Here is a 22444-nt window from a genome sequence, read left to right as displayed (position 1 = left end):
CCTCCCATTATTGACGATAACCACAAGCTGCAATAAGTAGCCCGTGTACCGTTTTTGAAAGTGCGACCAGATCATACTTATGATCGCTCATTACCCAATTGGTCACAACTTCATCTACTGTTCCAAAGATCATTTGTCTTGCCACGCGAACATTTAAATCTGCTTGAAATTCACCTTGTTTTATACCAGTCTCTAAAATCTCATCCATAACTTGTAAGTAGCCTTTTAATACTTCATTTATTTTAAGGCGCAAGTCTTGATTGGACTGCCTTAGCTCTAATTGCGTAACGATAGCAAGCGGATCATTTTGCGACAACAGCAAGAAGTGCGTTTCTACCAACATGAATAACTTCGATACAGCGCTTTCAATTCCTGCTGTTTTTTGACGAATTGTTTCGACAAATTCTCCCATCTTCTCTTGGAATAAGGATATTAATATATCTTCTTTATTTTTAAAATATAAATAAATCGTGCCATCAGCTACCCCAGCTTGCTTTGCGATTTTAGAAACTTGCGCTTGGTGGTACCCATTCTCCGCAATCACAATGACTGCCGCATCAATAATTTGATTGTATTTCGGTCTATTTTTCTTCACTTTACTGTCCCCTTCAAGAAGATGACTGAATGAATAGTCATTCATATTCTTATAATACTGACTATTTAGAAAAGTGTCAATCCTATTTTTTCAAAAAGAAAGGGCCTTAGCCCGTTTGCTCATCCTCATTCTTTCTCTTCTCTTCATCTATTAGAACACGGCGCAAAATTTTCCCTACTGTCGTTTTCGGCAATTCATCTCTAAACTCATATACTTTCGGAACTTTATAAGCCGCTAAATATTTACGTGCAAACTGATTTAATTCTTCCTCAGAGCATTCCGTACCTTCTTTTAACACAACAAATGCTTTAACTGTCTCTCCTCGGTACGGATCTGGAACTCCAATTGTCACTACTTCTTGCACTTTTTCATGCTCATATAATACTTCTTCAACTTCACGAGGATACACATTAAATCCACTCGCGACAATCATATCTTTCTTGCGATCTTTTACATAGAAGAATCCATCTTCATCCATGTAGCCAACATCACCTGTATGGAGCCAGCCATCTTGCAATACAGCCGCTGTTTCCTCTGGCTTATTCCAATATCCTTTCATAATTTGAGGGCCTTTCACTACAATTTCACCTATTTCTCCTGGCGGTAATGCCTCACCAGTTTCAAGCGACATAATGATTGCTTCTGTATCTGGCCACGGAACTCCGATGCTACCTGGCACTCGCTTTTCCCATAAAAAATTACTATGTGTAACCGGAGAGGATTCTGTTAAACCATATCCCTCTACTAGTTTACCACCTGTAACTTTTTCGAACTTTTCCTGTACTTCTACTGGCAGTGGTGCTGATCCACTAATACAAGCACGAATAGAAGAAATATCGTATTCTTTTAAAAGCGGACTATTTAAAAGAGCGATATAAATAGTTGGTGCCCCTGGAAACAATGTCACTTTATGCTTCTTAATCGCTTCAAAAACCATTTTCATATCAAACTTTGGAATAAGGACCATTTTGTATCCTTGCATAATACTTAAATTCATAACAGCTGTCATACCATAAACATGGAAAAATGGAAGAACCCCAAGAACGACTTCTTCTCCTTCTTTGCAATTATATAACCATTGAACTCCCATTAACGTGTTAGAGACGAGGTTTTTATGCGTTAACATAACTCCTTTCGGAAATCCGGTTGTTCCTCCTGTGTACTGTAAAAGAGCTAGATCATTTTCAGGATCACAAGGCACCTCAACATTCGTATTCACTTCTTTTTCTACTGAATTCCAAAGATGAATCGTTTCACTCTCTGATACTTTCACAACTAAATTCGACTGTTTTTTCTGCACAAATGGATACAATAGATTTTTAGGGAATGGTAAAAAGTCTGCAATACGAGTTACGATAATATGCTCAATTTTTGTAGCAGATTGAACATTCGTTACTCTTGGAAACACTAAATCGAGACAAAGAATTACTTTTGCTCCCGAGTCATGAAGCTGATATTCTAATTCCCTTTCTGTATACAGTGGATTGGTTTGTACTACGATACCTCCCGCAAGTAATGTACCGTAATAACCAATTACAGCTTGCGGACAATTCGGCAACATAATAGCAACTCGATCACCCTTTTCCACACCGAGTTTTTGAAGATAATTTGCAAACCGCTTCACCTTATCATGGAAGTCCGAAAACGTAATATCCTTCCCTAAAAAGTGAAGCGCTTTCTTTTCTGGGTAGCGAGAAGCCATCTGTTCTACATATCTATGAAGCGGCTGAATATCATAAGAAATCGTACTCGGAATTTCCTCTGGATAACTTTTCAACCATGGTTTTTCCACCTTCATTCCCCCTTCAAATACATAAAAAATAAATGAATGTTCATTCATGATGGTTATTTTCATTATATTATAGTCACCATAACGTTACAATCATAATATTCTGACTTTTATATAACTATGCTTTACTTCATTAACTTCTTATTATATGTAGAAACTCTCTTAATCTTAAAAGAGTAAGAGAGTTTGTCATTAACTTAATCTTATAATTGTTAATACCGCTCCTGGGGTAGTTGTTGATAATGTCGCAACAGCTAACAAACCAAATAATTGCAAACTAATTGCACTCCCCGCCGCAAGAGTCGTAATAATTGTCGCACTAAATGATGTCGTTGCTAATGCAGGAGAATTAATAGTCCCAGCAAGCGGTGCCCCATTAATTGTAATTCGTGAACTAACTAATAATGAAGCCGTTATATTAATTGAATATGAAATATAATAATTACCAGCATTTGCAACCGTAAATACTGTGTTCCCCCCAGACACCGTAATACCTGGACCAATATTCTGATTGTTTGGAAGCGGGACATTTGTTCCACCTAGTAGTACCGATATTGCTGTACCCGACGTATTATTTGCAAATGCGTATGTTGCCGTTATACTTGTGCCTGTTGCTCCTGTTGGGCCTGTTGCTCCTGTTGCTCCTGTTGGACCCGTTGCCCCTGTTATTCCTGTCGCTCCCGTTGGGCCTGTTGCTCCTGTTATTCCTGTCGCTCCTGTTGGACCCGTTGCCCCTGTATCGCCTGTTACTCCCGTCGCTCCCGTTGGGCCTGTTGCTCCTGTTGGGCCTGTTGCTCCTGTTGGACCCGTTGCCCCTGTTATTCCTGTCGCTCCCGTTGGGCCTGTTGCTCCTGTTGGGCCTGTTGCTCCTGTTGGACCCGTTGCCCCTGTTGGACCCGTTGCCCCTGTATCGCCTGTTACTCCCGTCGCTCCCGTTGGGCCTGTTGCTCCTGTTATTCCTGTTGGACCCGTTGCCCCTGTATCGCCTGTTACTCCCGTCGCTCCCGTTGGGCCTGTTGCTCCCGTCGCTCCCGTTGGACCTGTGTCGCCTGTTACTCCCGTTGCTCCCGTTGGACCTGTTGCTCCCGTTGGACCTGTGTCGCCTGTTACTCCTGTCGCCCCCGTTGGGCCTGTGCCACCTGTTGCCCCCGTCGGACCGGTTGGACCAACCTTAGGAACTGTCCCATCGCAACTAAAACAGCATGAATCAACATGTACACCATTTTGATTATTACACCCACAATATCCATTTACGTTATTGCTCCATGAAGACATGTTGATCACTTCCTTTACATGCAATCTTTTAAGTACAATCACCGAGTTAGAAAACATCTATCTAAATAACAAAGAAATACTTTACCTATTAGGGATAAACACAGGTTTATTCCATACATTCTAGTAATTATTACATGCGATTCTCACTCCTTTTGCTTGTACTTTCGCCCCATCTCCACAGATTATTAACCATACACATTACACTTTCGTACAGCCAAGTTCCCATTTAAACTTTTCACATTCGCCAATCTTTTTAGTAAAGAGACTTACTCTCCATAAAGTGAAACTTTAATCAGCCCGACTCCCACCTAACTTCTTTGCTCCATCCAAATTTTGAGATGTGAATCTTACAGCCGGGCAAATAACGGGATAAATAACGACTATAATATATAAAAATTCATATAATTTGTTATTTTTCGTCAAAATTTTAAAAATATATTGACACTTAAAATACCCTCATAGTATGATTTGGGTGTTGTAATTGATAACCATTTTCACTTATGGTGCTAGTTACAAAAAACACTTAATTTGGGGGCAGAAGATGAAGAAAATTCTCAGTATTTTCATAGTAGTTCTTCTATTCGCTGTTGGATGCGGACAGCAAAAAGAGGAGAAAAAAGAAACAAAAGCGGACAATAAAAATCAAGCTATAACAATTAAACACGCTGAAGGGGAAACGAAGTTAGATAAACCAGCGAAAAAAGTAGTTGTACTTGAGTGGGTATATTCAGAAGACTTATTAGCACTTGGTGTTCAGCCAGTAGGGATGGCAGACATTAAGAATTATAATAAATGGGTAAATACAAAAACAAAACCAAGTAAAGATGTTGTAGATGTAGGGACACGTCAACAACCAAACTTAGAAGAAATTAGCCGTTTAAAACCAGACTTAATTATCACAGCTTCATTCCGTGGTAAAGCAATTAAAAATGAATTAGAGCAAATTGCACCAACAGTTATGTTTGATCCATCAACAAGCAATAACGATCACTTTGCTGAAATGACAGAAACATTTAAACAAATTGCAAAAGCAGTTGGAAAAGAAGAAGAAGGTAAAAAAGTATTAGCTGATATGGATAAAGCATTCGCTGATGCAAAAGCAAAAATTGAGAAAGCAGACTTAAAAGATAAAAACATCGCAATGGCACAAGCATTTACTGCTAAAAACGTACCAACATTCCGTATCTTAACTGACAATTCTTTAGCTTTACAAGTTACAAAAAAATTAGGTTTAACAAATACTTTTGAAGCAGGAAAATCTGAGCCAGATGGTTTCAAACAAACAACTGTAGAATCATTACAAAGTGTACAAGATTCAAACTTCATTTACATTGTAGCGGATGAAGATAACATTTTTGACACGCAACTAAAAGGCAACCCTGCTTGGGAAGAATTAAAGTTCAAAAAAGAAAACAAAATGTATAAATTAAAAGGCGACACTTGGATTTTCGGTGGTCCTGAGTCTGCAACATCTTTAGCAACACAAGTAGCAGATGTAATGACAGCGAAGAAGTGATTACACAATGAATAGCTTACAACATACACTTCGAGCAAGTCTTGTATTCGGAGGAGGAGCAGCTCTCTTGCTCCTCCTTTTCTTTATTCATATCGGACAAGGTCAAGCAAACATTTCCTATAGTATGATTATTGATGCTCTTATCTCACCGAACCAATCGCTAGAACATCAAACTTTAATCATGCTTCGATTACCTAGAGCCGTAATTGCCATTTTAGCTGGAGGCGCTCTTGCTGCATCAGGGGTTATTTTACAAACGTTAACGAAAAATCCACTTGCTGAATCCAGTACAATGGGTATTCACTCTGGCGCATATTTCTTTCTAGTAGCGGCTACAATTTTCTTACCGAAAGGTTTACAAATTAATTCTCTTCTGTTCACATTTATCGGCGGTGCTATTACTGCTTTATTTGTATACCGTATTTCTGGTGGAAAAAAGGGAACCCCACTCAGAATGGCATTAGCTGGTATGGTCGTTACATTAATGCTCTCTGCCTTTACCGGAACGATGCAGCTTTTCTATGAAAATGAAACAGCTGGTTTATTTTTATGGGGAGCTGGATCTCTTATTCAAAATAACTGGGATGGCGTTCAATTTGCTTTTCCATTTATCATTATTTCTTTCCTAGTTTTACTATTTATATCTCGTAAACTCAACATTCTCTTACTTGGTGATGATGTTGCTGTTTCTCTTGGTGAAAAAACAGCAGTAACACGTCTTATCGCCTTCATTGCTGCAATCTTTTTAACAGCAGTAATTGTTACTGTTGTTGGACCAATTGGATTTGTCGGCTTAGTTGCACCTCATTTAATGCGCCTTATCGGATACCGTCAACACTTTACTCTTCTTCTCTCTTCTTTCTTATGGGGGGCAGTATTATTGCTTGGAGCAGATGTTGTCGGTAGATTAATAGATCCAACCGGTGCAGAACTTCCTGTTGGGGCAGTCACAGCAATGATTGGATCTCCTTGGCTTATTTACTTAGTTTATCGAATGATGAAGTCGAAACAATATATGAATGATAACGGTGCGAATGCAGCTGGAGCTAGTTCCCGCTATTACTCTTATAAAAAGGTAATCATTATATCTATCACACTTTGTATTGTGACGATTGCTCTTGGTGTTACAATCGGTAGTAACACTTATATCGAAAGCATTACAAATGTTATATCAGGTCAATTAACACAATTTGACAAAAACATGATGATGAATCTTCGATTACCAAGAATGCTCGTTGCCGCTATTGCTGGTGCATGCCTTGCAATAAGTGGGCTTGTTTTCCAAGGTATATTACGAAACCCACTTGCCGATCCTTCTATTATTGGTATTTCATCGGGAGCTGGTGTCGGTGCTTTAACTGTTATGTATGTCTTTCCTGCACTTCCTGGTTTCTTCCTACCAATTGGTGCATTTATTGGTGGACTACTTGCAGTAGGAATTGTCCTCTTCTTCTCATGGAAATCAGGGTTTAGCCCCACAGCTCTTGCTTTAATAGGGATTGGTATTTCTGCACTTGGCTCAGCAATTATTCAAATCTTTATCGTTAGAGCCAATTTGAATGTTGCCGCTGCTTTAACATGGTTATCTGGCAGTACGTATGCAAGAGGGTGGAATCACTTAGAAAATATCATTCTATATCCATCTCTAATTCTTGTATTAATTATCTTTTTCTTAATAAAACAACTTGACGTTCTCGTACTGGGAGACGATTTAGCAACTGGACTTGGGCAACCAGTAAATAAAACACGTCTTGCTCTAATTGTGCTAGCGACACTACTTGCATCAGTAAATATCGCTGCTGTCGGTACAATTGCCTTTTTAGGCCTTGTCGCACCTCACTTAGCAAGAATTGTTGTTGGTATGAACCATCAAAGACTATTCGTTTGTTCAGCACTATTTGGAGCAATCCTCCTTTCTGTTGCTGACTTACTTGGACGTACAATCGCATATCCGAAAGAAATCCCTTCTGGCCTTGTCGTCGCTGTACTTGGAGCGCCTTATTTCTTATGGTTGATGAGGAAGAGTGGGAAGAAGGTTAATTAAAAGACGGCTTCGTTTTAGAAGCCTCCTTTTTATATACTAAATAAAGTGAAACTTTAATTAGTGGGGGGGTTCTTCATCCCCACTGATTATTAACCCAAACCAATTGGGCTTTTATGAGCAGTGGATCTCCCACCCAACTTCTTTGCTCCAGCCGAATCTTGAGGTGGGAATTTTACTGCAGGTGAATAGCGGGATAAATTACTCTGATCTCACTAATTTCACAGATTTAGTCCCTCCCATAAACTCATGATGTACAGTTAATGTGTTCTCCTCGAGTTTCAAATCAACCTTCTGTTTTCTTTCTCCCATTAAAAATACAAGCTCTATGGAAATAATCCCTTGGTCCACACTTAATATTCGAAAGTCTCCTATAGTAGTCCCTTTCCCAAAAATATTATGTTCCATAAATTCTCCGCCTGTTTTCTCACTATTAATAGATTCTATTTCCAACCCAACTGGCCTGTCTGTACTTTCTGATGACATCCAAGACCCCTTTAACTTTCCAATATCAGCCTCTTTTTTCTTTTCATTTTTTAACTCTTCCTCTTTTTTCTTAACTTCTGCTTGTTGAGTTAGTAAGCCATCTATTTGCTTATTCAGCTCTTCGGCCCGTTGATTTTCCGAAATAAATTGTTGATTTTGGCCAGTATCGTTAACAATTTTATTTACTATCCCTTTAGCCTCTTCATACTTTTTATCATTCTTTAACTTCTCTGCCTTTTCCAATTGACCTATATATTGACCTTTTAACTCTTTATGCTCTATGAGCGAATCTTTTTGTTCTTTCGCTTGACTTTGAAGGATTGCGGAACCATCTTTCATCTTTTCTACTTCTTGAAACAAACCTATTGCTTGTTCTATATTTCCACTCGATTTCTCTTTTATCGAACTTATCATCTTAGTAGTTTGGTCTTTTAATACCTTTGCTTCTTTATCATCCTTTTTCTCTTCTAATGCTAGCTCAAATGATGCTACTGCCGTGTCATATTCTTTACTCGCTAACGCCAATTTCCCTTGATCCATTGCTTTTTTATAGGTTTCATTGCTACATCCTACCATTAAAAATAAAATTATGATTCCTAAAATCAATCTTTTCATAATATCCCCCTAAATTAATATAATTCTATATACACTCAATAGTATCATAAAATTTATATATAAAATTTTAAATACCATCATTAAAACATAAAGGGAACTTGTCATTTCTTCTCGAACTTAATCTATGAACATAAGTAGAGGGGGATAACAATAATGTACCAAACAATTGAAGGCTTCTTGCAATCATGGACATACGAAGCAGAGTCTACTCAGAAAATGCTTGATTCATTAACCGATGCATCTTTATCACAGGAAATTGCACCTGAACATTGGACGTTAGGTAGAGTTGCTTGGCACATCGTGACGGCAATTCCTGTTATACTATCTGGCACAGGGCTAAAGTTGGAAGGAGAATCGAAAGATTATCCTGTTCCAACTTCTGCAAAAACAATTGCAGATGAATACCGTAAAGTAAACGCGGCTTTTGTTGAAACACTTCAAAGTAAATGGACTGATAAAGACTTAGCTACTATTAATGACTTCTTTGGTCGCCCTATGCCGAATTCTATATTTTTAATGACACTCATTAATCATCAAAATCACCACCGCGGACAAATGACGGTTTTAATGCGACAAGCTGGCTTAACAGTTCCTGGCGTATATGGCCCCGCAAAAGAAGAATGGGCTGCGGCTGGAATGGAAGCTCCTAAAATGTAACGACAAAAAAGACAAGATGTTTACATATCTTGTCTTTTTCTGTAACTTGTTTCATGTGAAACTATTTTTTAAAAATGGTTGTTTTATGGAAAAGATAGGTTAAAATGAATACATATTACGAAGAGGAGTAACCAAATTGAATACAAAAAATAAAAAAATAGCTATGGGAACTATTTTACTAACTTCTCTTATTGGAGTTATTAGTGTATCTCTTTATTTCACCTATTATGGTACCCCTTGGGGAAAACAAGTAGCAATTACGGAATCAAAAGAATATATTACAAAATATTTTAATCTAGATGCAGAAGTCAAAAACACTTCTTACGATGCTAAAATGAATAGCTATGCAATCTCCTTTGAAACAAGTACCGACGGCGAGTTTACTATCGAATATAAAAGTCCTAATAACTTTAACATTTCTCCAGAAGTGCAAAAGTATTTAAGCACACACTCTAAATTTACAGAGTAGTAACGAAGCGTACATATACAAAAAAGAGTTGGTGTAACGCCAACTCTTTTTTGTATATTCTTATCATACAGTTATATCTTCCTTCTCTATATTTTTAATGCCGTAATATGCAATCACAACTCCAATTGCTGCAAGTGCTAGTTGAAGGGGAAGAAAAGTTGCTGTAGAAAACGCTGGGTTGGTATTCATTGCAATTGATACAACGATAAGAGACGAAACAATTGTAGCTGGCACTGAACGTTTACGCATTCCGAAATATATTGGGATTAAACTTATTCCCGCAGTGGCAATGGCTAAAGGAACCAGTTTTATTCCTTCTTGCGTCAATTGCTCTACTGTAAATGGATTAGGAAGAATTGAAAAATAGCTATCTATCCCAAAGAAAACTCCTACTACTAAAATGTTAGATACAATAACTGTTATAAATGTTAATGTTGCTGTAATAACCAACTTACTAATCATCATTTTCTTCCGATTAATAGGATAAGAAAACATAAGTAGTATTGTTTTGTTTTTATATTCACCAATTATTAACCTTGCGATTAACACACTACCAAAAATAATAAATGTTGCTCTTACTAATGTACTAGCCGTTAACAACATCATCTGTGGATCCCTTATTTCCGGATCCCCTTCTACTTGAGCAACGATGCTCGTAAAGATCATTAATGCCAGTATAGCGATATTTGCAATAATCGCTCTCCTTACATACCATCCAAGCTTAAACTTCTTCATTTCTAGCTTCATAAGACGTAGCATGATAGTCCTCCTTTCATTTATATTTTAATCGATATAAATTACCCCTGTCTTACTTAAAATCTCCACTTTGTTTTTTGCATCACCAATGGTTCCTACTTTTATTTTTTCTGTACTTTTATCTTTCTTAAATCCTTTTAAATCCACTATTACGTCAGCCGAATTACTTTTAGCCATAAGCTTCAATGATGCCGGGACACCTTTATATCGTACGCCAATATCCCCTGATTTTGTTTCTACAAATAATGATTTTCCTTCTGTCATATCTTTCAGTAATACTTCCCCAGATGTTGAAGTGATGTTCATATTTTCGTTTTTTACATTTTTTACATAATTATCACCAGTAGTGGAAGTTATATTTACTTCTTGTAATGAACCATCTTTTAACATTAAATCTCCACTTTCGGATGTAAATTCACCCTTCTCTGCCGATAGTCCTGTAATCATTCCATCTCCAGATTTTCCTCTTGTCACGATGCTTTTTACTACTATATCGTTTATTTTCACATCACCCGATTTATTATTTAATACAATTTTATCTATTTCTTTCTTCGGAATAGCTATAGATATACTATTTTTCTTCCTAAACGTAAAACCATAAAAAAATCTGTTCACCTTTTGTTTTTGCTTAATCACAAGTTTATTTTCATCATTTTCTATTTTGACGGGATCTATCTCTTTATCTGCTTGTTCACCTTGAGCGGAAATTACTATTTTATTAGCGTCTGTACTTTTAAATTCAAGATTCCAGTTTTCAATGTCTACTTCTATTGCTTTTATATTATTTATCTCAAAAGACTTTTCTTTCTTAAAATCTTTCCCCTGAAATACCTTAATACCAAAAACTACACTAGCAATTGTAATGAATAATATTGCAATTACTATTATTTTTTTCACCATTTATACCCCAGTTCGTTGTTGTTTTAGGCTTACTTCACGCCACATCTATCTTGTCAATTTTACGAAACGATAGATAGCTAATGAAAATTCCTAATAAACAGAGCACGATTGGGATAGCTATAAAATCAAACATACTTACTTGACCGTTTCCAGGACCAAAGTTACCACTAATCAGCATACCAATTATTACTGCCGAAGTAATCGTTGTCGGTGTCGATTTCTTTCTCATTCCAAAAAACAAAGGAATTAAACTTATACCAGATATCATAAATGCACTTATAATAGTACCTGGAACGATAGCTATTATTTCACCTATCGTAGCTGGTGTTTCAATCAGTCCCATCATTGGACTCACAAAATATACGAGCAAACTAATAATGAAAGTCGCGATAATGGTACTCACAAAACAAAAACAAAAAACAATTGTTAATTTCGCACTCATTAGCATTTTCCTTTGAAGCGGATACATAAATGATAGTTGTATCGTTTTATTCTTATACTCATCAATTACTAAACGTGATAAAATGACCGAACTAAAAATAATGAATGTTATCCTAATAAAAATATTTACTAAAGCCATATTCTGTGTGAAGTCAGAGAAGAGCATGTCTTCCTCGGCTTTCATTCCCAATGCCATAAGGCTTACTGCAGCGAAAATTGCTATAATACAAATTGCTACACTTTTAAAGTAACTAGATAATTTATGTTTCTTCCATTCGAGCTTCATTAATTTAAACATATAAATTACGCCTCCATTCTTTATATACCTGTCTCTACGCTGCTAACATTCTAATTCCAGCAGTAACGAAGCTTAACATTCCTATCACTAGTACAATGAACAACCATTTCCGCTCTGGTTTTCTATAATATAAAATTCCACTTATTAGCATTACGATAAATCCACTTACCAGGTTCAGCCACAGTCCATTAAGCATGAATACCCTCTCCATCCATTACATTTAAGAAATATTCTTCTAAGGAACTATGTTTCTTATTAATACTTTCAATTTCCACATCGTTCATAATAAGTGCTTTTGAAATGGCCTGCTGAGACGCTGACGTATCATACACACGAATCATGGTTCCACTCATTATTTTGTAGTTTTTTATACCAAGTTTATCTTCTAAAATATAAGCTGCACGTTTCACATCAGGAACAGTGATTTCAATGTACTCTGTTTGTTTTCCGTTAATACTCTTCATTGAAACTTCTTTTATTAGTTTTCCATTTTGAATCACACCAATTGTATCCGCCATTAGTTCCATCTCACCTAAAATATGACTAGAAACTAATAATGTAATACCGTATTCTTTGCAGAGCATTTTAAATAAGTCTCGTAATTCTTTAATACCAATTGGATCTAAACCGTTAATTGGTTCATCTAAAATGAGCAATTCTGGCTTTGTCACGATTGCCCTTGCAATACCGAGTCGTTGTTTCATTCCTAATGAAAAATCTTTTACTTTTTTATTATCTATCCCTTGTAGTTTCACTAAATGTAAAGCATGGTCAATTGCATTTTTATCGTAGTAGCCCATATATTCACAATGCAGGTCTAAGTTTTCTTTCGCCGTTAATTTATCATAAAAGATTGGGTATTCAATAATTGTCCCCATTCTTTTTAATACTTCATAAGATGTATCTGTTAATTTCTCACCGAAGATTTCAATATCACCACTCGTCGGTTTTATTAAATTTGTAATCATTTTCATAATCGTTGTTTTACCAGCACCGTTTGGTCCTAAAAAACCGTAAATTTCTCCTTTTTTCACATGCATGTTAACACCGGAAATAACTTCTTTCCCTTTAAACACTTTCGTTAACTGGTTTGTTTTTAATATATATGTCATGTTACTTTCCCCTTTCGCAATACTCTATATTTCTATAATAGACAACGGAAATCTCTTTTTTCTTACCCGTTTCTTACAAATTCCTTACGCTGAAAAAAAGCTTGTAGAATCTACTGCTCTACAAGCTAAAATTGCATCTTTGTTAATACAATTGTAAAAATTGTTTTTTCATACGGTTTACTAGAGAGGTGAATTTTTCCGTCCATCGCTTCCACAAGCCGTTTCGTAATCGTTAATCCTAGACCGCTTCCTTGGTACAATCTATTTCTTGAATCTTCAAGTGTGTACATACGCTCAAATACTTTATCAATATGAGATTCATCAATCCCTTTTCCTTTATCCCATACGTCTATATACACACTCGTTTCATCATCTCTTAACGTCATACCAAGTGCCTTTCCATCGTCTCCATATGTAATCGCATTTGATATTAAATTATTCAATACCCTACCAAATACTTCTACATTTCCAAGTGCGTATATATTTCTTTCTGGTATATCAATATGAACCTGAAAACCTTTCGTCGTCACTAAATCATAAAAAGATAAAATCTTCTCGCGGCAAACTTCATTCATATTTACTTTTGTCATTTCAATTGCTTTGTCACCAGATTCTAATTTTGCCAAGTCAAAAAACTTATGAATTAACTCCATCACTTCTAGTGTTTTCGTATGCACTTTTTCAAGTAATATTTGCTGTTCTTCTTTACTTATCGTTTTATCCTTATTTAACATTTCTGTATATCCAAGAATAACTGTTAGTGGTGTTTTCAAGTCATGCGAAATATTTGAAAGCATTTTTCTCATCGAAATTTCTACTTTTGCATGATCTGCATTCGTTTTCTGTTTTGCATCTAATAATTGATTAATTGCCACTAATAATTTTTGCAATTCTAGATCATCTGTCATAACGAGTAACGTCTCGCCTGTTTTGTCATTTACAATACTTTCTAACTTTTCATATGTGTATCGTAAATTTTTACTACTATTTTTTCTCATTCTATATTGCATATAAATAACACATAACAATATAAAAATAATACCTATTAACAAATTGACCATATTACATCACTTCCAACTTATAGCCGATGCCCCATAACGTTTTAATATATTCTGGATTAGATGGATCACTTTCGATTTTCTCACGCAATCTTCTCATATGAACATTAATAACGTTATCGTCACCGTAATACTCTTCATTCCAAACTAACATATATATTTGCGCTTTTGTAAATACACGATTTTGGTTCTTTACGAATAGCTTTAAAATCTCAAATTCTTTTAAAGTGAGTTTGAGAGGCTTCCCGTTTTTTTCAACTGTAAAATTAATTGGATCAATTGTTAAATCACCAATTTGAATCATTTTTTCTATTGTTTCTGTAGCCGAGTATTTCGTAGACCTCCGAATACCTGCTTTTACACGTGCAGCCAATTCAATCATAGAAAACGGCTTACAAATGTAATCATCTGCTCCAAGTCCTAATCCAACAGCTTTATCAACATCTGTATCTTTTGCCGACATCATTAAAATCGGAACTGCACTTTTTTCACGAATAATACGTACAACCTCTAATCCATCTAGCTTCGGCATCATAATGTCGAGGATAATCAAATCAAATGAACCTTTTAAATATGTGTTCACGCCTTCCTCTCCATCAGACGCGATTGTAACTTGAAAGCCCTCTTTTATTAAATACTTTTCCACCATCTCTTGAATTGAAATATCATCTTCAACTAATAAAATATGATGTGACATATGTCTATCCCCTTTTTTACAAACATTAACATATCAATTGTATCGCAACGAATGAATGCTGGAAACAATTATATGAATTTTCAAACCAACTTCCCTTCCTTCCTTAACAATGATATGATGAAATTCACTACGATTGTTCATAATTAACTTTATATAAAGGAGACTTATCATGTCAGAGAATAAAAAAGTAAGCTTAGCTGATTTAATGCGCGAACAACTTGCTAAGAAAAAGCAAGGAAATGGAAATGGTCAAAATGCAAAAAATCAAAGCCAAGAAACGAAAAAATTACAAAACCAACAAACGAAGAAAACAAACAACCAACGTAGACGTACAGGTGTATAAATGAACGGACAAAAACGTTCTAATATCGCACCCGGCCTTGAAGTTGATATTGTATTAAAACAAGATCAACGCACCGGCAAATTAACACGTGGAATTGTAAAAGATATTTTAACAAACTCCCCTTCCCATCCGCATGGCATTAAAGTACGATTGCAAGACGGGCAAGTCGGTAGAGTACAAAATATCGTTCAATAAGAAAAGGAGCTCAAGTAAACTCGAGCTCCTTTTCTTTATTACCCTTTAATTTTCTCGATGAAAACTACTTTTAAATAGTCTCCTTCTTTAAATTGATCAATGGTACGGAAATCTTCTGGTAAAGAATGTTCTTCTAATATTTTATATTTGCCATTCATTTCTTTAAATGCCGTATCGATAAAGCCTTTAAACTTTTTCATATCGAACGCACTACAATTTGTAGAAGCAACGATAATCCCGTTATTTTCTGTAATAGCAATTGTTTCTTTTAATAAATTTTTATAATCTTTCGCTGCACTAAATGTATATTTCTTTGAGCGTGCAAAGCTTGGAGGATCAAGTACGACCATATCAAATTTCATCTTTTTCTTCGCTGCATATTTGAAGTACAGAAAGACATCTTCTACAATAATATCTTGTGCTTCATAATCAACTTCATTTACACTAAACTGCTCAATCGTTTTACTTAAACTACGATTTGCAAGATCCACACTCGTCGTTTTGCTCGCTCCGCCAAGCGCTGCAAATACAGAGAAAGCACCTGTATAAGAGAACATATTCAACACGGTTCTTCCCTTTGCATATTTATCACGAATTTGTTTTCGCACGTTACGCTGATCTAAAAATACACCAACCATTGCTCCGTCATTTAAATATACAGCGAAGTTCACACCATTCTCTTTTACGATAAGCGGGAACTCACCGCGCTCTCCTGCTACGAAATCATCACCTTCAATGTATTTCCCTTTCGTATCAAAACGCTTTTTCTCATAAATGCCTTTAAAGTTTGCTACTTTTTGAAGAGCTGCTATAATCTCATCTCTGAAAGTGTAAATCCCTTCACTATACCAACTTACTACGTAGTATCCGTCATAGTAATCAATAATTAATCCGCCAAGACCATCACCTTCACCATTCACCACACGGAATGCTGTCGTATCACTTGATTTATAAAATTGTTTTCGTTTATGTAAGGCTGATTTGATTTTACTTTCAAAGAAAGATTGATTAATTTGTTCACTCTCTTTTCTCGTTAAAATCCAGCCGTATCCTTTATTTTGTTTTCCATAATAACCTTTTCCGACAAAGTTGTTCTTCTCATCTACTACTTTGATGATTGTCCCTTCTTCACGAACATCGTTTAAATTTTGAATTGCATCTTTTAAAATAAGTGGATATCCACTTTTAATTTCTTTTATAAATTTCGGTTTTATTTTTATAGTTACTTCTGATCGCATATAATAACTTCCTTTCCATTTGCATGCTTTCTCTATAGGAAGCATTTAAAAAACGAGCCTGAAAAAACAGCCTCGTTTCACTATACCATATTATTGCTTTGCTAGTACAACTCGCTCATTCTCGCACTTAACCGCCACATATTTACTACGTTTTGAAATGGAAATCTCACTGTCCAAAATAATAGAAAAAAATTATATATTTCACATTTACCATTGACAATGATAATGATTTTCATTATCATTTAATGTATATGAGTTCTTGAAAATATAGCTACATTTATAGGAGGAATAAACATGATTATTGTTACAAATACAGCTAAAATTACAAAGGGAAATGGACATAAATTAATTGAGCGTTTTAATAAAGTAGGTAAAGTTGAGACGATGCCAGGCTTTTTAGGTCTAGAAGTTCTTTTAACGCAAAATACAGTTGATTATGATGAAGTAACAATTAGCACTCGCTGGAATGCAAAAGAAGATTTCCAAGGTTGGACAAAGAGCGCCGCATTTAAAGATGCTCATTCACATCAAGGCGGGATGCCAGAATATATTCTTGATAATAAAATTGCTTACTATGATGTAAAAGTTGTACGTATGCCAATGGCTGCAGCACAGTAAAAACAGTTCTTTTTTAAAGTATAGAATATGAGAAGCGTTATCTATCACTTCTCATATTCTATACTTTTTTCTTTAATTTCTTTTTACTAATTTTGCATGTACAACTAGCCTTCCAGCCTCTGGATCAAGCGCATAGTCACAAGTAGAAAGTGTTACAACTTCATCATTAGCCGTCAATTCCGTATCCGTTTTGTACAGTGATTTTTCTTGAATTTCCTTTAAGAACGATGTATATGCTGCATCATTTTCAAAATCCGTTTCAATGTAATAAAAGTCCGTTGTTGTCGTGTATACTGAAAAAACTTCAACGTCGTATCCTTCAAATAATGTATCGTAATATAATTTACGATGGGACATGAAAAAGTCTTCGTCCAACATCTTTTTTAAACTCCCAAACATAGAACCGTCTTTCATACGATGACCATATAAAATCGTATTTCGATTTTGAGATTTCACATCATTACGATGGTCCATAAAAATGCTTCCCGCTCTCATATCTTCACCTTTATAATTACGAAATAAATAGTAATCATTATCTTTTGCTTGAACGATTGGATAATTAATTTGTGTATCATCCATCGTAATCCATCCGACTATCTCTGGATTAATTTTCTGGAGATCCTGAAACTGTTTACGTACCTCTCCGTCTTCCGATTTTTCTTCCATTGGACTTCTTTTATAAATATGTTGTGCCTCAGCCATTACTTTACGATTTTCATAATAATCCATGAAAATTCCGCCCAACTCATACATTGAATAGAAAAAGATTCCTAAAAACGCAATTGTAAGTATGCGTTGAAAAAAAGAATTCTTTTTCCGTCCTTTCTTGCTATTCAAATTATCACCTCAAAACGGATTATGCTCAGCCTTTAGATTCCCATAGGTACCATGTACAATCCGGTATCTTCATCCTGCTTTACAATGACATCTACACCATATATTGCTTTAACCATTTCTTCTGTTATTACATCATTAGGATTACCTTTCGTAATGATCTCTCCATCTTTCATAACGATAATATGGTCGCTATAACGAATGGCTTGATTAATATCATGTAATACCATTACAATCGTTAGCCCATACACTTCATTTAACTCTTTCACTAACTCTAATATTTCTAGCTGATAGTAAATATCTAAATATGTTGTCGGTTCATCTAAGAAAAGCATTGGTGTATTTTGAGCTAATGTCATTGCGATCCAAACTCGCTGCCTCTCTCCACCAGATAAAGCATAGATTGGCTTATCACGCTTACTTTGTAAATTCGTACATACTAGTGCGTGCTCTATCGCTTCTCTATCTTCATCTGTTTGCGGAGAGAAAATATTTTTATATGGCATACGCCCAAAGCTTATTAGCTTTTCCACTGTAATATCTGCTGGAGCCTCATTTTGTTGATGGACAACTGCTAGCTTTCTAGCAAACTCTTTCGGTTTATATTCACTAATCGCTTTCCCATCAAGTATTACTTCTCCACTGCTAGGAACGTGATTTCTAGACATGACACTAAGTAATGTTGATTTCCCGCATCCATTCGGGCCAATGATTGTTGTAATTTTCCCAATTTCTATTTCACTACTAACAGACTTTAAACGATTTGTTACGTTATCGTATGAAAAGGTTACATTTTTAATTTCCATGAACTTTATCACTCTTTCTAAGCAAGAATATTAAGAATGGACCACCAATAACCGCCATAATTGTTGCTGCTGGAATTTCGTTAGGTGGCACAATTAACCTTCCAATCGTATCCGCCGTCAAAATTAATAACGCGCCTGCAAGAGCAGAAAATGGAATTAGTACTTTATGGTCTGAACCGACTAATTGTCTTGAAATATGCGGAACTAGTAATCCTACAAAAGCAATAACACCTGCAATCGCTGTTGATACTGCCGCTAAGAGTACTGCAATGGCAGAAATAATAAGACGAACTCTCGTCACGTGCAAGCCTAAGTTTTTCGCAGTCTTATCTTGTAGCGATAATAAGTTACACCAAGCTCCTACGAACAGAGCAAGAATAAGACCAATCGTTCCATAAGTCACCATTATTTCTACATCGCCCCACGTCTTCATTGTTATGTTAGAAGTCGTCGTTTGCTTAATACTCTTAATAAAATATCCACAAATCGTAACGAATGATTCATTTAATCCAGTAAACATCGCGTTAATGGCAATACCAATTAAAATAATGCGAAGCGGGCTTAACCCTGACTTCCATGAAAACGAATAAACGAGATAACACGCAAACGCACCACCTAAAAAGGCGAATACGGGTGTCCAGAAAAAGAATTGCGGGAACAATGTAATAATAACGAGTGTCATAAAACTAGCTCCTGAAGATATACCGATTACCCCAGCATCAGCGAGTGGATTCTTCATAACAGCTTGAAAAAGCACCCCTGAAACAGCAAGAGCCGCTCCAGTGAACAGCGCAATAATAATACGCGGGAAACGTAAATCTTTAATGACTTCAACATCTTCATTCCCACCTGTAAATATCCCTTGCACAAGTTCAACAATACCTACTTCTAAACTCCCTTTCATCGCTGACAATGATGTCATAACAATGAGCAATGCAGTAACAATGAGGAAACTCCAAGTTTTTTTATTCATTCTGCTCTTCCTTTATATTAAAATGCATCACGGATACATCATTTTTTTCAATTCATCTAACGCTTCAATTGCTGCTAAATTGCCTGTCGTTCCAAATAAACGCTCTTCTAAATCGTAAACACGGTTATTTTTAACCGCAGCAAAGTGTTTCCAAATGTCATTTGTTTTAAATTCTTTATCAAACATTTTTACAACTTCATCAGGCATACCATGAGCTGCTCGTAAAATAATATCTGGATCAGCTTTCTTTAAATACTCTGTATTAGAAGCTAAATATTCTACTTGTTCACCTTGTACAATATTTTTACCACCTAGTTGTTTCACTAAATCTCCAATATAAGAATGCTCTGTTGCTACTAAATAACTGCCCGGCACACCTAATAAAATTAGCACTGTCGGTTCTTTCTTTCCTTTTACTTCCTTTTGAATGCTAGCAACCTTTTTATCTAACTTAGTTACTACTGCTTCAGCCTGCTTTTCACGTCCATATTTCTTACCTAAATCGCTAATAGAACTTTGCATATTTTTTAAACTCGTTAAATCTAAAAAGTTTGCTTTCATACTCACACCATCAAAAACTGGCTTTAATTCATATTCAAGTGTTGTCACAGATAACACTTCTGAAGGCTTTAATGACTTTACCTTTTCCATATCTGGACTCATTGGATTCCCAACTTCAGGTAAACCTTTATATCGCTTCGGTAAAGTTTTAGAACTTGTTGGAACGCCGACTAAATCTACTTCTAACGCATCCATAATTTCAGTAACAGCCACTGTTGTTGCAACAACGCGCTCCTTACTCTCACTCTTTACCTGCTTTGCTGTTTCTTTTTTTGGTGATGAGCACCCGGCTATACTCATTAACAAAATGATAGCCATTAGTACACTTACGATTTTCTTCACTCTCAATCACCACTCCCTTCCATACAATATGAAACAAGTCTTGATGCACGCGAACATGCATCAAGACTCCAAAAATTACAATCTACCTGCTCTATATTTACGAACTAGTAAAGCAAGTGAACCTAGCAGTAACACCATGTATAAACCAAGTTGTGCTGTATCTGCAGTTTTTGAGTTTTTCTCTTTTTTCGAATCATTTTTTGTATCTTCTTTTTTCTTCTGACCATCTGCATTTCGGTTAAAATCAGGAGCACCTACTGTTTTTACATTATCTACTTTCGGTGTAGTCACTGGATTTTTCGGTTCCTCTTTAATAGTTCCTAACGCGCCGATATTATTTGTATCAAATTGAATTTGTACATCGTAGAAATGATGGTAGTTCATCTCATCGATGTCTACCTTTACTTTTGCGTTTAATTTTTTAAATAGATCTTCTACTTCAAACTGTACTACTCGCGTATTTGCATTTTTATCTTCGCTTACTACTTTCGCATCAGCGAATAGTTCCTTGTTTTCCGTTTGGAATTTCGTAATCCACGCACTATTTTTCAGCGTCATCTCAATGTATTTTTTACCATCTTTTACGATTAATTTCGCTGGATTTACAACATAGTCATTCATCTTTGAAATCTCATCTGTTTTATCTTTTAATACTTTAAATGTAATATCATATTGGCCATCTACTAAATTTTTCGGATCAACTATTACTTTCGGGTTATTATTTCCACCTTGGTTGTCATTTCCACCCTGGTTGTCGTTTCCTCCTTGGTTGTCGTTTCCTCCTTGGTTCCCTAAAGCTTTAATACTGTCTTGATCAAATACAAATTGAACATCGTAGAAATGGTGATAATTCATTGAATCAATATCTACTTTTACTTTTGCATTTAATTTTTTAGACAAATCGTTTACTTCTACTTCTACTACTCTTGTATTTTGTTCTTTATTTTCACTTAACACTTTTGCATTAACGAAAGAACCATTCTTCTCAAATTCAAATTTCGTAATCCATGTACTATTTGTTAATGTAAACGATACGTATTTCTTACCATCTTTTACTTTTAATACACCTGGGCTTTTTGTGTATGTGTTCATCATTGAGATTTCATCTGTTTGATCTTTTAACACTTTAAAGCCAATGCTGTATTCACCATCTTTAAGAGCTTTTGGATCAATTGTTGTGTTATTATCTTGGTTGTTGTTTCCACCTTGGTTGTTATTTCCGCCTTGGTTGTCGTTTCCACCTTGGTTGTTATTTCCGCCTTGGTTGTCGTTTCCACCTTGGTTGTCGTTTCCACCTTGGTTGTCGTTTCCACCTTGGTTGTTATTTCCACCTTGGTTATCTAACGGCTTAATGCTACCTTTATCAAATGCAAATTGAATATCGTAAAAATGGTGATAATTCATTGAATCGATATCTACTTTTACTTTTGCATTTAACTTTTTCGATAAATCTGGTACTTCTACTTCCACTACGCGTGTATCAGCTTTTTTATCTTCACTTATTACTTTTGCATCAACAAACGAACCATTTTTCTCAAATTCAAATTTTGTAATCCAAGAACTGCTCGTTAATGTAAATGATACATACTTCTTACCATCTTTTACTTTTAGCACACCTGGACTTTTTGTATATGTGTTCATCATTGAAATTTCGTCTGTTTGATCTTTTAATGCTTTAAAATTGATGCTGTATTCACCATCTTTAATTGTTTCAGCATCTGGTTTTTTATTTTCATTTGGTTTTTCTACTTCTGGTTTTTCTACTTCTGGTTTTTCTACTTCTGGTTTTTCTACTTCTGGTTTTTCTACTTCTGGTTTTTCTACTTCTG

24 protein-coding genes are annotated in these 22444 nt (G+C 35.6%); 7 read left to right on the top strand and 17 right to left on the bottom strand.

Annotated features, from left to right (window positions below):
* Positions 1-7: 7 nt before the first annotated feature.
* From MRP26_RS26125 to MRP26_RS26115, 3 genes are all read right to left on the bottom strand, one after another.
* On the bottom strand, positions 8-595 hold the full coding sequence (locus tag MRP26_RS26125) for a TetR/AcrR family transcriptional regulator (protein WP_000742223.1): 588 nt from the start codon (positions 593-595) through the stop codon (positions 8-10).
* A gap of 106 nt (positions 596-701) precedes the next feature.
* Positions 702-2387 (bottom strand): long-chain-fatty-acid--CoA ligase, encoded by a 1686-nt coding sequence (locus tag MRP26_RS26120; RefSeq protein ID WP_000414744.1) that lies wholly within the window; start codon positions 2385-2387, stop codon positions 702-704.
* Positions 2388-2576: 189 nt separating this feature from the next.
* Positions 2577-3659, bottom strand: a complete 1083-nt coding sequence (locus MRP26_RS26115) for a BclA C-terminal domain-containing protein (RefSeq protein ID WP_242807067.1) — start codon at positions 3657-3659, stop codon at positions 2577-2579.
* Positions 3660-4200: 541 nt separating this feature from the next.
* Here MRP26_RS26115 and MRP26_RS26110 point away from each other — a divergent pair.
* Both MRP26_RS26110 and fhuB read left to right on the top strand, forming a co-directional pair.
* Positions 4201-5175: an ABC transporter substrate-binding protein gene (locus tag MRP26_RS26110; RefSeq protein WP_000722821.1), complete on the top strand. Its 975-nt coding sequence runs from the start codon at positions 4201-4203 to the stop codon at positions 5173-5175.
* A gap of 7 nt (positions 5176-5182) precedes the next feature.
* Complete coding sequence (gene fhuB, locus MRP26_RS26105; protein WP_197242798.1) at positions 5183-7219, top strand: Fe(3+)-hydroxamate ABC transporter permease FhuB; 2037 nt, start codon at positions 5183-5185, stop codon at positions 7217-7219.
* Positions 7220-7417: 198 nt separating this feature from the next.
* Here fhuB and MRP26_RS26100 read toward each other — a convergent pair whose 3' ends face one another.
* Positions 7418-8317 carry a tetratricopeptide repeat protein gene (locus MRP26_RS26100; RefSeq protein WP_025709896.1) on the bottom strand — a complete coding sequence of 300 codons (900 nt, stop codon included), beginning with the start codon at positions 8315-8317 and terminating at the stop codon, positions 7418-7420.
* Positions 8318-8470: 153 nt separating this feature from the next.
* Here MRP26_RS26100 and MRP26_RS26095 point away from each other — a divergent pair, with 153 nt between their 5' ends.
* Together MRP26_RS26095 and MRP26_RS26090 are read left to right on the top strand one after the other, a co-directional pair.
* A complete protein-coding gene (locus tag MRP26_RS26095; protein ID WP_197242799.1) occupies positions 8471-8974 on the top strand; it encodes a DinB family protein in 504 nt (167 codons plus the stop codon).
* Between the two features lie 136 nt (positions 8975-9110).
* Positions 9111-9443: a YfjL-like protein gene (locus tag MRP26_RS26090; protein WP_197242800.1), complete on the top strand. Its 333-nt coding sequence runs from the start codon at positions 9111-9113 to the stop codon at positions 9441-9443.
* Positions 9444-9506: 63 nt separating this feature from the next.
* Here the strand turns inward: MRP26_RS26090 and MRP26_RS26085 are convergent, their stop codons facing one another.
* From MRP26_RS26085 to MRP26_RS26055, 7 genes are all read right to left on the bottom strand, one after another.
* Complete coding sequence (locus MRP26_RS26085; protein ID WP_197242802.1) at positions 9507-10202, bottom strand: ABC transporter permease; 696 nt, start codon at positions 10200-10202, stop codon at positions 9507-9509.
* 24 nt (positions 10203-10226) lie between these two features.
* Positions 10227-11099 carry a DUF4097 family beta strand repeat-containing protein gene (locus MRP26_RS26080; RefSeq protein ID WP_141544996.1) on the bottom strand — a complete coding sequence of 291 codons (873 nt, stop codon included), beginning with the start codon at positions 11097-11099 and terminating at the stop codon, positions 10227-10229.
* Between the two features lie 34 nt (positions 11100-11133).
* Positions 11134-11838, bottom strand: a complete 705-nt coding sequence (locus MRP26_RS26075) for an ABC transporter permease (RefSeq protein ID WP_000475542.1) — start codon at positions 11836-11838, stop codon at positions 11134-11136.
* 34 nt (positions 11839-11872) lie between these two features.
* Positions 11873-12034: a hypothetical protein gene (locus tag MRP26_RS26070; protein WP_000931813.1), complete on the bottom strand. Its 162-nt coding sequence runs from the start codon at positions 12032-12034 to the stop codon at positions 11873-11875.
* Positions 12027-12950 (bottom strand): ABC transporter ATP-binding protein, encoded by a 924-nt coding sequence (locus tag MRP26_RS26065; RefSeq protein WP_043938371.1) that lies wholly within the window; start codon positions 12948-12950, stop codon positions 12027-12029. The genes MRP26_RS26070 and MRP26_RS26065 overlap by 8 nt, the downstream gene beginning before the upstream one ends.
* 125 nt (positions 12951-13075) lie before the next feature.
* Positions 13076-14011: a HAMP domain-containing histidine kinase gene (locus tag MRP26_RS26060; protein WP_075719097.1), complete on the bottom strand. Its 936-nt coding sequence runs from the start codon at positions 14009-14011 to the stop codon at positions 13076-13078.
* A 1-nt stretch (position 14012) separates the two neighbouring features.
* Positions 14013-14705, bottom strand: coding sequence for a response regulator transcription factor (locus MRP26_RS26055; protein ID WP_197242803.1), 693 nt, complete (start codon positions 14703-14705; stop codon positions 14013-14015).
* A 169-nt stretch (positions 14706-14874) separates the two neighbouring features.
* Here MRP26_RS26055 and MRP26_RS26050 point away from each other — a divergent pair, with 169 nt between their 5' ends.
* Both MRP26_RS26050 and MRP26_RS26045 read left to right on the top strand, forming a co-directional pair.
* Positions 14875-15048: a hypothetical protein gene (locus MRP26_RS26050; RefSeq protein ID WP_001293578.1), complete on the top strand. Its 174-nt coding sequence runs from the start codon at positions 14875-14877 to the stop codon at positions 15046-15048.
* Positions 15049-15243: a YwbE family protein gene (locus MRP26_RS26045; RefSeq protein ID WP_001014310.1), complete on the top strand. Its 195-nt coding sequence runs from the start codon at positions 15049-15051 to the stop codon at positions 15241-15243.
* 38 nt (positions 15244-15281) lie between these two features.
* On the opposite strand, the gene MRP26_RS26040 is transcribed toward MRP26_RS26045, so the two are convergent.
* Positions 15282-16481, bottom strand: coding sequence for a class I SAM-dependent rRNA methyltransferase (locus MRP26_RS26040; protein WP_053563583.1), 1200 nt, complete (start codon positions 16479-16481; stop codon positions 15282-15284).
* Positions 16482-16775: 294 nt separating this feature from the next.
* Between MRP26_RS26040 and isdG the strand changes: the two genes are divergently transcribed.
* Complete coding sequence (gene isdG, locus MRP26_RS26035; protein ID WP_000587818.1) at positions 16776-17099, top strand: heme oxygenase; 324 nt, start codon at positions 16776-16778, stop codon at positions 17097-17099.
* Between the two features lie 72 nt (positions 17100-17171).
* On the opposite strand, the gene srtB is transcribed toward isdG, so the two are convergent.
* From srtB to MRP26_RS26010, 5 genes are all read right to left on the bottom strand, one after another.
* Positions 17172-17936, bottom strand: coding sequence for a class B sortase (gene srtB, locus MRP26_RS26030; RefSeq protein WP_043938374.1), 765 nt, complete (start codon positions 17934-17936; stop codon positions 17172-17174).
* A 32-nt stretch (positions 17937-17968) separates the two neighbouring features.
* Positions 17969-18739: an ABC transporter ATP-binding protein gene (locus MRP26_RS26025; protein ID WP_197242805.1), complete on the bottom strand. Its 771-nt coding sequence runs from the start codon at positions 18737-18739 to the stop codon at positions 17969-17971.
* A complete protein-coding gene (locus MRP26_RS26020; RefSeq protein WP_001036841.1) occupies positions 18729-19712 on the bottom strand; it encodes a FecCD family ABC transporter permease in 984 nt (327 codons plus the stop codon). The genes MRP26_RS26025 and MRP26_RS26020 overlap by 11 nt, the downstream gene beginning before the upstream one ends.
* A 27-nt stretch (positions 19713-19739) precedes the next feature.
* Complete coding sequence (isdE, locus tag MRP26_RS26015; RefSeq protein WP_242807065.1) at positions 19740-20621, bottom strand: heme ABC transporter substrate-binding protein IsdE; 882 nt, start codon at positions 20619-20621, stop codon at positions 19740-19742.
* Positions 20622-20690: 69 nt separating this feature from the next.
* Positions 20691-22444, bottom strand: a 1754-nt coding sequence (locus tag MRP26_RS26010; protein ID WP_242807063.1) for an NEAT domain-containing protein, incomplete at its 5' end; no start/stop codon positions are given.

The sequence above is a fragment of the Bacillus sp. CCB-MMP212 genome (genome assembly GCF_022748145.1).
Classification (GTDB): Bacteria; Bacillota; Bacilli; order Bacillales; family Bacillaceae_G; genus Bacillus_A; species Bacillus_A cereus.
The sequence above is the reverse complement of the archived record's forward strand: the minus strand, read 5'-3'. Positions and strand labels throughout refer to the sequence as shown.

Bases quoted from the DNA above. Each gene is read 5' to 3' on its own strand.
- MRP26_RS26095 (WP_197242799.1), top strand. From the start codon at position 8,471: ATGTACCAAACAATTGAAGGCTTCTTGCAATCATGGACATACGAAGCA.
- MRP26_RS26110 (WP_000722821.1), top strand. From the start codon at position 4,201: ATGAAGAAAATTCTCAGTATTTTCATAGTAGTTCTTCTATTCGCTGTT.
- MRP26_RS26085 (WP_197242802.1), bottom strand. From the start codon at position 10,202: ATGCTACGTCTTATGAAGCTAGAAATGAAGAAGTTTAAGCTTGGATGG.
- MRP26_RS26020 (WP_001036841.1), bottom strand. From the start codon at position 19,712: ATGAATAAAAAAACTTGGAGTTTCCTCATTGTTACTGCATTGCTCATT.
- MRP26_RS26115 (WP_242807067.1), bottom strand. From the start codon at position 3,659: ATGTCTTCATGGAGCAATAACGTAAATGGATATTGTGGGTGTAATAAT.
- MRP26_RS26025 (WP_197242805.1), bottom strand. From the start codon at position 18,739: ATGGAAATTAAAAATGTAACCTTTTCATACGATAACGTAACAAATCGT.
- MRP26_RS26070 (WP_000931813.1), bottom strand. From the start codon at position 12,034: ATGCTTAATGGACTGTGGCTGAACCTGGTAAGTGGATTTATCGTAATG.
- MRP26_RS26075 (WP_000475542.1), bottom strand. From the start codon at position 11,838: ATGTTTAAATTAATGAAGCTCGAATGGAAGAAACATAAATTATCTAGT.
- MRP26_RS26050 (WP_001293578.1), top strand. From the start codon at position 14,875: ATGTCAGAGAATAAAAAAGTAAGCTTAGCTGATTTAATGCGCGAACAA.
- MRP26_RS26100 (WP_025709896.1), bottom strand. From the start codon at position 8,317: ATGAAAAGATTGATTTTAGGAATCATAATTTTATTTTTAATGGTAGGA.
- MRP26_RS26080 (WP_141544996.1), bottom strand. From the start codon at position 11,099: ATGGTGAAAAAAATAATAGTAATTGCAATATTATTCATTACAATTGCT.
- MRP26_RS26060 (WP_075719097.1), bottom strand. From the start codon at position 14,011: ATGGTCAATTTGTTAATAGGTATTATTTTTATATTGTTATGTGTTATT.
- MRP26_RS26055 (WP_197242803.1), bottom strand. From the start codon at position 14,705: ATGTCACATCATATTTTATTAGTTGAAGATGATATTTCAATTCAAGAG.
- MRP26_RS26065 (WP_043938371.1), bottom strand. From the start codon at position 12,950: ATGACATATATATTAAAAACAAACCAGTTAACGAAAGTGTTTAAAGGG.
- MRP26_RS26045 (WP_001014310.1), top strand. From the start codon at position 15,049: ATGAACGGACAAAAACGTTCTAATATCGCACCCGGCCTTGAAGTTGAT.
- MRP26_RS26040 (WP_053563583.1), bottom strand. From the start codon at position 16,481: ATGCGATCAGAAGTAACTATAAAAATAAAACCGAAATTTATAAAAGAA.
- fhuB (WP_197242798.1), top strand. From the start codon at position 5,183: ATGAATAGCTTACAACATACACTTCGAGCAAGTCTTGTATTCGGAGGA.
- isdG (WP_000587818.1), top strand. From the start codon at position 16,776: ATGATTATTGTTACAAATACAGCTAAAATTACAAAGGGAAATGGACAT.